Here is an 11,677-nt window from a genome sequence, read left to right as displayed (position 1 = left end):
GCTCCGCGCCAGCTCCCGTCGCTACCACCGCCCAACTGGGCAAATCCAATGGCTTGAGCGAACTCAGAACTGGATAAAATCTGGGGGCAAGGTCAATGCGGCAGAGATCGAGGCGTGGCTTACGAGCCTGTCCGTGGCCGGTTCTAACGATCGCGCGCCCGAGCGCTCGGCGTGAACGCGATCTTCGGCTTAGCCTAACCAGACCAGCCGCAAACACCGACAAGCATTCGATCAACCGAATCCGCTGGCGTTGTCGCCAGCGCATGGCCCTATGCCCTTGAGCAAGAGGATTTTCGGCGAGGTATACCGAACCGACCCCTCAGCAAGTGACAAAGTCTGCCAGATTCCGACCACCCGAAACAATCCGAGGCAAGTCATGACCAATGACAACTTTCTTTTTACTGAGGCTGAGTTCGCCGACTTCGTCGGCAAGTCAGTGTCGTGGGCGCGACTTCTGCGGCGGCAGCAGCGCGCGCCCGGCCACATCAAGGTGGGCCGAACGCCGATGTACCCCCGCGAGGCCATCGCAGAATGGATGAATGCCAATAGCGTCAGGCCGGGTGGAAAGCCCTCCGCATAGCCAAAGAAAAACCCGCCGTTGGCGCGGCGGGCTGGAAGGAAGTCGATATGAAGGACAATGACAAGACCAACAATAGCGCATTCGAGGCGTGGCAATGGGGGCGGTCGAATCCCCGTCACCTCAAGCCGAGCGCTGACTATTTCGCAGAGAATCCCGACGCGACCGTTAGGATCGTCGCGCGTCACAGCCCCAAGAACGGCTGGACGAACCTGATCTTCTACCCGCGCGACGGCCTCTGTTACGAACTGCTCGATGTGGAGATGGTTCGCCTCGTCGCCGGGCCGTTCAAGGAAGGGACGCCCCGTAAGCGCTTGATGGCCGTGTATGAGTGGATGCGCTCGACCGATCGTCACGCATCTCGGGTCTGCGTTCATGCCTAAATCTCCCTTCGCGCAGACCGCTCCGTCCCTTATCGCGCTCGGCTATTCGCCGTTGCCGATCCTGCCGCCTGATGTCCCGAAACTCGGCGCGGGCAAGGCCCCCGCTCTGTCCAGATGGCAGAAGTACTGCAATGAAGCGCCGACGTCCTTTTTTGTCGCCGGGTATTCTCGCGCCCCGGCAATGGGCGTCGGGGTCGCCACCGGATTCGGCGGCTTAGTTGCTGTCGATATCGACGGTCACGACGCGATCATTGATCCGATCCTCTCGGTGCTGCCGCCGGCCGTCGTCGTCAAGATCGGCCGGAAAGGCCTCACCGCGTTCTATCGTTCTATCGTGCCGATGAAGTCCCGGCCTTACAACGATGCCAACGGAATCCGCCTGCTCTATTTCCTGAGTGGTGGTCGTCAGACTGTGATTCCGCCTTCGATTCATCCGGACACTGGCCACCCTTATTATTGGTGGTCTGACGCGACGTTAGAAGACACCCCGCTTGAAGCCCTTCCGGTGCTCACCCATGAGCACCGCGCCGCGATGGAAGAAATCCTTCGCTCATTCGGCTGGACCCTTCTGGAACGCCGGCAGTCATGCGGCGGGGCCGTCGAGCAGTCCGTTGCATCTCCCGGCGGCTCTGACGCGGCGTCCCTCTTCCGCGCGGTGAATGACGCTGCGCTGGCGAACCTTGCCGCCTGGGTGCCCGCACTCGAATTGAAGCGCTGGTTTCGCGCCGGAAGCAGCTTCAAGGCCGTCGCCGAGTGGCGGCCGTCTAGCACCGGGCGAGCGCTCCATTTGCGCAAGCCGAACCTGTCGTTCAAATCGGATGGTATCGTAGACTTTGGCGATGGCCCCAAGGGCTATACCCCGATCGATGTCGTCGTGGAGGCGCGCCGCGTGACCAACGCCGAAGCTCTGCTTTGGCTCGCCCCGCTTGTCGGTGTGCCGCTCGACGACCCCGAAGACGCTGCACTGGCGATCCGGATCATCGCCGTCGCTAAGAAAAAGAAAGCCTGACGGATGGCCAAGATCGCGATCTTTGCCGCGCCCCAGCCCAGCCCGATCAACACCGTATCACTGCGGGCCATCGGAGGGACCTCGCCGGAACCGCCGCAATGGCTGGTGAAAGGCATTCTCCCCCGTACCGGAGTTGCGCTGCTCTCCGGACAATATGCGGCGGGCAAGACCTTCGTTGGCGCTGACCTGTGTTTGTCTCTGGTGTTCGACCGAGAGTTTCTCGGCCGCCGCGTGCGCTCGGGCGGCGTTCTCTGGATTGCCGCCGAGGGTGGTGGCGAGATTGACTCGCGGGTTGAGGCCGCTCGTGAAGGGAAGTTTCAAGACGGCCATGCCGGCGCGATTCCGTTCTTTGTCGCCGAGCCCCCGGCCGGGCTGTCGCAGCACAACATCATCATTTGGCTTGAAAATGCCGTTGCCGAGGCATCGTGGGAGTGCGCCGATAAATTTGGCACCAATCTTCGACTGGTCGTGATCGACACCCTTGCGGCGTGTTTCAATATCACCGACGAAAACGACAACGCCGAAGCGGCCCGCCTGATGAAGGAATTGGCCCGAGTTGGCAACGCCGGCGGTGTGCTGGTCATGCCGATTGCCCACCATGGGAAGAACGCCGAGACCGGCGTTCGCGGCGCTTCGGCATACGGCGCTGGGGCCGATGCAATCCTTTCGGTGCTTGGAGTCACTGATCCCTTGTCTGGCAGGACCTCCAAACGATCCTTGGCGCTCACTAAGTCTCGGCGCGGCGGCACCGGTTCGCTGGGATCATTTGAAGTGCGGAGCCATGTGCTCGGTCTCGACGAAGACGGCGACCCGATGACCGCCGGTTATATCGAGTTCTTGGAAAGCCGCGAGGAGGCCGCGCCGCAGCAGCCGGCCAAGCCGAAAAGCAAGGTCCCGCGTGATTTCACCGAGGCGTTTGACGAGGCTTTGTCGGATCACGGAAAGGACTATGCAATCCCTAATGGTCCGACCGTAAACGCCGTGCATGTCACCGAGGTTCGAAACAACTTCATGCGCCGATACATCAACGGCAACCCGGAAAAGACGGACTCGGCGAAGTACAAAGCCTTCGAACGTGCCCTTGATACCGCGAGGGGCGAAGGCATGATTTCTGGCGTGTCCCTCTCTCGAAACAATGCGCTGATTTGGTCGATCCGGGAGTGAGTGGACAAATTGGACAGGTTGGACATTTGTCCACTTTGTCCAACGGTCCAATGTCTACCTCCCACACCACCCCCGAAGGGGGTGTGGGGAGTGGACAAAGTGGACAAGTGGACAAGACCCTTAGGGAGATGTCCACTTTGTCCACTTTCGATGAGGACTTGTTAGAGGTGTTGCAGACCGCAAGGTGCCGCTGCAAACGCTCGCGGTGCTTCAGGCCAGTGCGAGCATTGGGACTTCCTGGGCACCGTGTGCGGCGTCGTCCAGGCGCGATTCCCGCAGCACTTCTATCGCGCGGTGGTCAATGCGGCGACGCGATAGAGGACCCATGAGCGAATCGACTCCCACCCCCCGCGTGCGTAGGCGGCGCACGGTCCTGCTCGCGCTCGCGATCTCGAGACCGTCACTCGCGCGATCCCGCGGTGTCTGGTCCCTCGACCAAGCCCCCCGGCTTGCTCTGATAGGCAATGGATTACTGGGGGGAGTCATCAACGGGCTCGCGTCAGAGAATGTCGGGCGGATCATTCATTACACGCGGGGGTGGCGCATAGAGTGCGGGACTGCCTCCTAGCCCCAGCAGCTCGTCATGCAATTGATCTTGCAGCCGCTGAAGCTCCTCCGGGGAGACTGACGCTGCGGACGGCATGGCCTCATCATCCCAATGATCCAGCACCCGCCGAAGCTGCTCTTCATGGAGCGGGTCTGGATCGATTGCGGCTTGCGTCTGAGTGAAATTTGGTGGGGGGGAGCGATGATCTCGGGGATCCTGAAGCTCCTCAGCAGTTTCGGCATCAAGCATTTGCCGAGGTTCCCCTGGAGAGAACTGCGGCAAAGTGAGCGCTTCCAGATCGATGGAGGGCGACAGAGCTGGATGATTGTCTCCTAGCCCCAGCAGCTCGTCATGCAATTGATCTTGCAGCCGCTGAAGCTCCTCCGAGGAGACTGACGCTGCGGACGGCATGGCCTCATCATCCCAATGATCCAGCACCCGCCGAAGCTGCTCTTCATGGAGCGGGTCTGGATCGATTGCGGCTTGCGTCTGAGTGAAATTTGGTGGGGGGGAGCGATGATCTCGGGGATCCTGAAGCTCCTCAGCAGTTTCGGCATCAGGCATTTGCCGAGGTTCCCCTGGAGAGAACTGCGGCGAAGTGAGCGCTTCCAGATCGATGGAGGGCGACAGAGCAGGATGATTGTCTCTTGGTCCGTGAGGGACGTCATGCAACTGGTTTTGCAGTCGCTGAGCCTCCTCTGGAGGGTCGGAGACTGCCGACGGCATGATCGCGCTTTTGATGAAGGCTACGTTGCGGGGAGGAGGCTCGATCAGCGTCCTCTGTCTCTTCGCTGCTCTCGAGTCGCCGATATCATGCTCGTGATTGATAAGGCCCGCTTCCCTCGGCAGGAGATTGCTCCTGGCGCGTGCATCCGGCCTTTCGCCAAGGGATTGTTGGACATCGTTAGATGCGTCTTTCGGTGAGGAGGGCGCGCGCGGTCGCCCGCGAGAAACTGAATGATTGGGGTCATGATACGCACGAAGGATGCTCAGTCCTGCTTTAATCTGTCGGTCTTTCGGAAAGTAAGTAGTTGCGTGTTTGAGCAGAGACTCGTGGTCCGCTAGATTGATCGTACGACCGCGAGCGCGGAGATCATTCACCAGTCGACGAAGTGTCTGGGTATAGCGTCTAACCGTTCTAGGTTTCCGTGCTTTCTGAGCCGTGTACTGAGCAAACGCGCTATCGATATGATGACGGTCTTCCGTCGATAGATGGGGATAGGTTTCAAAGTGCGTACGAAGGACTCTCACCGCCGCCGGCATATGTTCGTTGTTTGGAAAGTGAGCAATTGCGTGTTCGCGGAGGGACTCGTGGTCCGCCAGACTGGTCGTTTGGCCACGAGCGCGGAAATCATTCCCAAGTTCACGAAGTGCCAGCGTGTAGCGTTTAACAGTTTTAGGTTTCCGTTTTTTCTGGGCCGCGTATTCCGTCATCACGCTATCGATAAGGCGCCGGTCTTCTGTAGAAAGATTGGGGTACGTGGCATGCCGACGAAGAACGCTCAGCGCGGCCTTAATTCTTTCGTTGTTCGAGAAGTAAGTAGTTGCGTGATTGAGTAGGAACTCGTGGTCCGCTAGATCGGTCGTTTGGCCGCGAGCGCGCAGATCGTTCGCAAGTTGACGAAGTGCTTGCGTATAAACCCTAATCGTTCCAGGTGTCGGGTTTTCCTGAATCGCATATTGGGCCATCGCGCTATCAATAAAGTTTCGGTCTTTCGTCGACAGATGGGGATGGCCAGGGCCCCCGCTGCCAGCGGTGCCCCCGATGCGCCGCGGTTCCATCTGCGCCGAGCTTTCGGGATTGAGGGTCGCGCTCTGCGACGAGCTATCGCGCTCAGCATTGGGGCGCCCTGCATGCACGACGAGTTCTGCTGTAGCCCGAAAGGTCCTAAAATGATCGAGGGATTTCAGGAGATTCGCATTGCGACCGCCGGTGTACTTGTGTGTGGCGCCATCGTCGATCAGCGACGTGCTGTCCAGGCGAGCGACAATGCTTGGTAGGTTATTTTCGAAAAGCCAACGACTATAGTTAATGAGGCGGCTTACATGCTCATGCGCCCCCCGCTCCTTCATGCCGCGCGCTATGAGGGCGTCCTCAAGCTTCAGGACGGCAGCATCCTCTAAATACAGAGGCCGCTCGTTCGAATGCCCTCGGACTATGACGCCTGTTGCTGCAACCTGCGGTGCACCGCCCCTTTCTGCAGAAAAGGCGTTCGCGCCTGACTGTCGGTATATCACAACCTCTTCAAGATCTAGCGTCCTCTGTCTCATCGCTGCTCTCGATTTAGGGGCGTCATGTGCACGAGTAATAGCAGTATCGACGAAGTTCCCGTCTTTTGTAGGCAGGTGGGGATGGTTGGTGGCCCTGTGCCCGCTGGCAACGGGAGCGGCCTGACTTGCCTCGACCAAGTGCCGCTCAAAGTCGACTTGCCCGGCCGGGACCGTCTGCGGCTCTTCCGAAACGGCGTGCTGCGCTAGCGACCCAACTTGCACATTAGATGGATCAAAGTTCTGCCGGTCCATGTTAGCCTCACGTTCAAGATCACCTGACCAAGTTTCCTACTCGGGCAAACTTTCGAGAACCTGACGCGGTCATGTCTCTTCCAGCTCTTCGCACCTGCTGCCAGCTTACGAGCATCTCGCACGGTTGTAACACTTTGGGTCCTTCCAGGGCCTTTGCCCACGCGGGTGACGCGCGACCGCCCGATCTGGCTAGATATAAAATTTCAAAAGTGACTTTCTGTTCTCGGGTCGGTCGTGGCGGCGATGCCGGGGAGCGCTGCCCAAGGGCAACCGCAATAGGCTGTAGCGAAATATCCCGTCGCCTGATCTTGGGGTCAGTTTCAACCTCAGGATCTCCGCCGATGCCCGACGCTCTTCCGCTGTATCCCTCCGACTTCCGCACCGCGCCGGTCGCACCCTTGAATCGAAAGCGTCGTAAAAACCCGCGCACGGTCACGATGCCCGACAGGGTAGGTCCGCATGTTAGACTGGTCTTCGCCGAAATGGCGCGGCAAAAGCTGCGTTACCTGGACGTGGCCGAGCGTAGCGGCGTGCAGCATGCTACGCTGAAGGCGTGGAGAAAGAAAAATCGGCCGGGTCTGGAGTCGGTTGAAGCCGTGCTGGCAACGCTCGGGTACGGCCTTGTGCCGGTTCCCGCTCTCGAAGCGCTCCCGCCGGCACTCGCTGGCGAACTCACGGCGCTGGCGCTCAAGCTGCGTATGAACATCCCGCAGACGTGGTGCGCCTTGCTCGACGTCCACGCTGAGCAAAAGCTGCTCCAGATGCGCGCTAGCGAACGGGCCGCCGTTCTGACCGATCACGACAGGCGCACGGCGGGGGCCGCCAACGACAATGTGAAGCAGCGACGTGGCAGAGTAGTGGCGTCTTCAGCGAAGTAAGGGATACCGAAACAGTCCCGACTGCTGCCCCTGATTTTCCCATACTGCTACCGTTGCTTGGTTCTCCTCAACACCAAGTAACGCCGGTCGTCAGCCTTGGCCGGTGTATTTGGTCGCCAAATGCACCGGCCATTTTTTCAGATGGATGCCCATGTCTAAAGTTAATCTCTCGCGCACCCAGGCCGCTAAGCAGATCGGCCGTTGTGCGAAGACCCTCCGCAACCTGGCCAAGCGTGGCGATGGCCCCCCGTTTCTGTTGATCGGTGACCGACCTGCTTATCCGGCCGATCAGCTTCAAGTCTGGCTCGCAAGCGGTGGAGACGCCGCATGACTCGCCGCGAGGAACTTATGCACGCCTTGCAAGACGCGACCGCGAGCTACGCCGCCGCGAAAGAGCGCCATACTTACGCACGCAAGATGGCCGCGCTCGGCATGGGCGCCGATGTCTTTGGCACCTGCAATCTTGAGGCGCGCGCCTACTCGGAATGGCTTCGAGCGACCGAAGCCTTCCAAAATTATCGAGGCTGATACCGATGAATATGATCTCCAAGCTTTTCGCCCCCAAGACCGCTATCACCGCCGCAACGATCCGCGCCGAGATCGAACGGGCTGAATCTGAAATCATTGCACACAACGCCCAGCTTGAGGGCGTCCTTGCTGGTATTGCAGTCATGAATGATAGCCAGCACGCACAAGCTGAGGCCGACGCCGCAGCGATCAAGCGTGCAGTCATGCGACTTGAAGCGCGCGCCAATCACCTGGCCGCCGAGCTTCCGAACGTGATCGCGGCCGAGGAAGCTGCCGCGAAGGTCGCCGCCGACGAGGCGTTGCGCCAGCGTGCAGAAGCCGCGCGGAAGGCTAACACCAAGGAAGCCGCCAAGCTGCTCGCGGAATACGCCCTTCATGCTGCGCGGGTTTCGAAAGTGATCGCGAAGCTCGAAGCGCTCGACATCGAAACGACGGCCGTGAATGCCGCGCTGCGATCCAATCCCGTCGCCGAGAGCGTCGCGGGATATAACGCGATCCACCGGCGGAATGCCGACCGTCCGGCCGGCGAGCGACGCGCGGTGCGGAAGTGCTGGGTCTATCGTTACCCCGGCTCCCCTCGCGATACGGACAAGGTCAAATTTCAGTATGAAGCCCCGCACGAAGTAGTTCGGCAGGCGGATATCGGCCCTGACGGCAAAGCAATCCCGGTGCCGGCAGTCCAGCACGACTACCATGGTCGGGTGCTCACCATTATCCCCACTCTCGAAGATCGCGAGGTTGTTATCGAGCGCGTGTCATTCCGTCCCGGCCAGAGCGAAGCACCTCTGTCATCGGTGCGGCTCCCGCCTGCGTTCTCAGGTGAAGACCACATTTGGCCGCGAGAGTAACATGCGTAGATCGCTTGAGGTCGATTTACACCATCCCGTCCAATCGACGGGATGGCATGCGAAACGGCATCGAACACAGGGGGCGAAACCGGAAACAGCATGCCCAAGTATTCAACAAACCATGTGCCGCGATTGCAACTCGCGGCCGCAAAGTCGAGCGCCTGCCTGGGCTGGAGATACCTTCGGCTCTTCCAACTCAGCCGAGTCTCAGTCGAATTATGATTCCTTGCGGGAAGGCACGCAGAAAGCAGATACAAGACGAGTAGACGAGACATTGTAGATGAACATAGCGGCTGCTATTTCCACTGCCAGTGGCGCTCAAGTAGAAACCTAGGTCACGCAATCGGTTATAGTCTGGATAGGAGGTATTTTGGACCTAGACCAGCGCATATTCTACATCGTCATCGTGCCAGATGGTCTGCCCGCGCAGGCTTCAATCATGCAGGGCTTTGCACCGAGCCTTATGCGCAATGCCCGCCTTGTCCGGGCCGCAAGTTACTTGCCGTCCACTGTCTATGATCTGACCAAAGATGGGCAGGACACGCTGATTGCGCGGCGAGTGGCCGGACAGAATCCCGTAAACTGGTTCGGCCAGACACCGTGGGCCATTAAGTCGATGCCGATGCCACCGATTGCGCCCTTCACCGTCATTCTCCTCGGACCAGGGCAAGACCCCCGCGAATACGACGAATGGATTGCGACCTGCCCTGTGGAGCCAACCATCGTAGCGCAGAAAGGAGGTCACCTCACTTACGAGGAACTGACTCCCGAGGCGCTTCGGAATAGGTTCCTTGCGGCGATCGACAAGCTTCCTGCAGAGGTCGAGGCCGACTCAATCGCCGAGGTGAGGCAGTTCCTGGAAAATTGGGTCGAAGTGCCTGATCGCGACATCGGCTATCGCGTCGGCGGGCATAATTGCATCGTTCCTAATCTTCTGATTATGGCAAGCGTGGGGTACCGCGACGTCGTCGATCACGAGTTTAACGACATTGAGCGCGGCAATGCGCCCTATATCGAACAGATCGTGAAGACGTCACGCAGCGTGCTTGACCTCCGTACTGGCGATGGTCAGCGGGACATACATCGCATCTTCCGCCCGACGCTTGATCTTAATCTCTACGCGCCTGCTATTTATCCGCAGTTTTTCGATTTGCCGGTACCGGGTAATGCCGCCGACGACGAAAGGAGGCGCTTCTCCCTGGTGCGAGAGGCGATGCAAAGGCAGACCGGATACAATTACTTCAACGCAAGTGAAAGGGCGAAACGTGCACTTAATAACCTCGATCTAAAGACGGGCGAGCCGACGGAAGGGCGTCCGCCGCACCCTCATTTCCTGATTAGCATGAGGCGCGATGAACTCAATATCGGCACCGACGCCGTGGCGGCTCTGGCGACATCCGAGTTCGCTCCGGTAATACGCCTCCCGAATGACGTCAACCGCACGGGGGGCTCGTGCGGACATTCGCGCAGCAGTACCGCGCGGCGGGAACAACACCCAGGAAGCGTCTCCTCGCGTTCCGGCAGGTGCAGGAGCGGATGAAAACCGCCGTGCCTGCCGAGTTCATCGACTTTATCCGGGGCGCCAAGGTTGGTGTGCGCGTCATCGCAGACGCGCATGTCGAGTGGCTTAATATCGACGGGGTGCCCCTTTGCATTCGGAAAGACACCGCAAGGCTGCCAGTTACGCCGGGAAACCTCTTTATCGATGAGATCGGCATGAAATCGCCAATCCTCTTGACGCCCAAGGGACTTCAGCATGTCCTCGTTATCAGCGCTCTAAAGCGCGATGACCCGATTGCCGGGATGCTCGACATCGCTTTCGATGCCTTCAGCGAACACTGGAAAGAGACTCTCAAGGTCGACTACGTCGACGTTTCGAACGCGGACGAACTGGTGGCAGCGATCAACTCGTTCGAGGGCCAGGTGCTGGTGTTCGATGGACACGGCACCCATAGAGACAAGGAGGCGGCAGCGCTTTACTTGCAGGATGAGCCGATAGACGTCTGGACTCTCCGCGATCGGATTACGCGGATGCCGCCGATCGTACTCCTCAGCGCATGCGATAGGCATGCCGCCGATCGCAATCATGCGACCGCCGCGAATGGCTTCCTGGCACTAGGAGCCCGCGCGGTGCTGGCCTCAGTATTTCCTCTCTTCGCGCCTACCGCAGCTAGTTTCATCGCACGGCTCCTCTACCGACTCTCAGTCTTTGTTGAGATCGCCATTAACATACGGCAGCGTGCAATGACTTGGCTGGAAATTGTGTCTGGGATGATTCGGATGCAACTCCTTAGCGATTTCAACCACGCTCTTGAGGGCGCAAAACTGATCAATAGCGAAGTCTATCTGGATATCGGCTCGCGCGGTAACGCAGCCATCAACGGCGAGCACGAAGATCCCTTTGCCACGATCCTCCAGATGTATGAAGAGAGTGGAGTTCCGAGGGGCGACCTCGATCGTGTGTTCGAACTGACCATCGCAAATTCGAGTGTCATAAGCTACCTACACTTGGGACGGCCGGAGACAATCCTCATTGATCTGCCGGAGCGGATCGAACAGCAGTTCAAGCAAATGGCCGAGCAGGATGTCATGTGCGCATTCCAGGGATGGTGATCAGGCGTTCCAGGCGATGGTGATCACGGATTCCAGATGATGGCGATCACTGGAGACGAACACGACTGACGAGTTTATTTGCGCTAGAAGCGGTCTCCTGGTCAAGGCTGGCGGGTTGGTTCGAAGATCGTTCCGGCGGTCCATGGGAGGGTCCCGTGCGCGGCGCGGAGTGCCCCCACGAGCGACGCAGCGACGCGCGCGGGAGGGGCCTGTGGGCCGGCGGGGCGATCGTGCGCGAGGTGCTCACAGCTTTTTCTTTTCGCCGGCTTGGCGCCGCAGACTGTCGCCCTTGAGCTCGATGCGATGAGCATTGTGAATGATGCGATCCAATATCGCATCGCCGAGGGTGGGATCGGCAATGACATCATGCCATTGCGACACGGGCACCTGGCTCGTGATCAACAACGATCCCTTGTCGTAGCGATCGTCGACGATCTCAAGCAGATCACGGCGCTGGTCGGCGGTGAGCGGTTCGGGTCCCCAGTCGTCAAGTCACGTTGAGCTCAACGTGACTCGACTTATGTGCAGCCCGCAGTGATGTGGAGTCGTATCGATCTCCCCGCTATTAACAGCCGTCTCGACCGTTCCTACTCAACATAACTGACAG

At 59.3% G+C, this 11,677-nt stretch carries 10 protein-coding genes and 1 pseudogene; 9 read left to right on the top strand and 2 right to left on the bottom strand.

What is annotated here, in order from left to right; translation table 11 throughout:
* Positions 1–376 precede the first annotated feature (376 nt).
* From GGD61_RS39600 to GGD61_RS39585, 4 genes are read left to right on the top strand one after another with little or no spacing between them, the layout of a single operon-like run.
* Positions 377–580 (top strand): helix-turn-helix domain-containing protein, encoded by a 204-nt coding sequence (locus GGD61_RS39600; RefSeq protein ID WP_183232483.1) that lies wholly within the window; start codon positions 377–379, stop codon positions 578–580.
* A 47-nt stretch (positions 581–627) separates the two neighbouring features.
* The gene (locus GGD61_RS39595) at positions 628–960 is read left to right on the top strand and encodes a hypothetical protein (RefSeq protein WP_183232482.1); all 333 of its coding nucleotides are present in this window, start codon (positions 628–630) and stop codon (positions 958–960) included.
* Positions 953–1,969 (top strand): bifunctional DNA primase/polymerase, encoded by a 1,017-nt coding sequence (locus GGD61_RS39590; RefSeq protein WP_183232481.1) that lies wholly within the window; start codon positions 953–955, stop codon positions 1,967–1,969. The genes GGD61_RS39595 and GGD61_RS39590 overlap by 8 nt, the downstream gene beginning before the upstream one ends.
* Before the next feature lie 3 nt (positions 1,970–1,972).
* The gene (locus GGD61_RS39585; RefSeq protein ID WP_183232480.1) at positions 1,973–3,133 is read left to right on the top strand and encodes an AAA family ATPase; all 1,161 of its coding nucleotides are present in this window, start codon (positions 1,973–1,975) and stop codon (positions 3,131–3,133) included.
* Positions 3,134–3,632: 499 nt separating this feature from the next.
* Here GGD61_RS39585 and GGD61_RS39580 read toward each other — a convergent pair whose 3' ends face one another.
* Positions 3,633–6,203 (bottom strand): hypothetical protein, encoded by a 2,571-nt coding sequence (locus GGD61_RS39580; RefSeq protein ID WP_183232479.1) that lies wholly within the window; start codon positions 6,201–6,203, stop codon positions 3,633–3,635.
* Between the two features lie 341 nt (positions 6,204–6,544).
* Here GGD61_RS39580 and GGD61_RS39575 point away from each other — a divergent pair, with 341 nt between their 5' ends.
* The 5 genes from GGD61_RS39575 (at position 6,545) to GGD61_RS39555 (ending at position 11,070) form a co-directional block, all read left to right on the top strand.
* Positions 6,545–7,081, top strand: coding sequence for a hypothetical protein (locus tag GGD61_RS39575; protein ID WP_183232478.1), 537 nt, complete (start codon positions 6,545–6,547; stop codon positions 7,079–7,081).
* 327 nt (positions 7,082–7,408) lie between these two features.
* A complete protein-coding gene (locus tag GGD61_RS39570; protein WP_183232477.1) occupies positions 7,409–7,609 on the top strand; it encodes a hypothetical protein in 201 nt (66 codons plus the stop codon).
* Between the two features lie 5 nt (positions 7,610–7,614).
* Positions 7,615–8,457 carry a hypothetical protein gene (locus GGD61_RS39565; RefSeq protein ID WP_183232476.1) on the top strand — a complete coding sequence of 281 codons (843 nt, stop codon included), beginning with the start codon at positions 7,615–7,617 and terminating at the stop codon, positions 8,455–8,457.
* 370 nt (positions 8,458–8,827) lie between these two features.
* On the top strand, positions 8,828–9,997 hold the full coding sequence (locus tag GGD61_RS39560) for a hypothetical protein (protein WP_183232475.1): 1,170 nt from the start codon (positions 8,828–8,830) through the stop codon (positions 9,995–9,997).
* Positions 9,994–11,070: a CHAT domain-containing protein gene (locus GGD61_RS39555; protein WP_183232474.1), complete on the top strand. Its 1,077-nt coding sequence runs from the start codon at positions 9,994–9,996 to the stop codon at positions 11,068–11,070. The genes GGD61_RS39560 and GGD61_RS39555 overlap by 4 nt, the downstream gene beginning before the upstream one ends.
* Before the next feature lie 243 nt (positions 11,071–11,313).
* Here the strand turns inward: GGD61_RS39555 and GGD61_RS39550 are convergent.
* A pseudogene (locus tag GGD61_RS39550) lies at positions 11,314–11,562 on the bottom strand (ATP-binding protein); the annotation flags it as partial.
* Positions 11,563–11,677 lie beyond the last annotated feature (115 nt).

This window comes from Bradyrhizobium sp. SBR1B (assembly GCF_014198205.1).
Lineage (GTDB): Bacteria > Pseudomonadota > Alphaproteobacteria > Rhizobiales > Xanthobacteraceae > Bradyrhizobium.
Note: the sequence above shows the minus strand (reverse complement) of the source record. Positions and strands in the feature narration are given on the sequence as shown.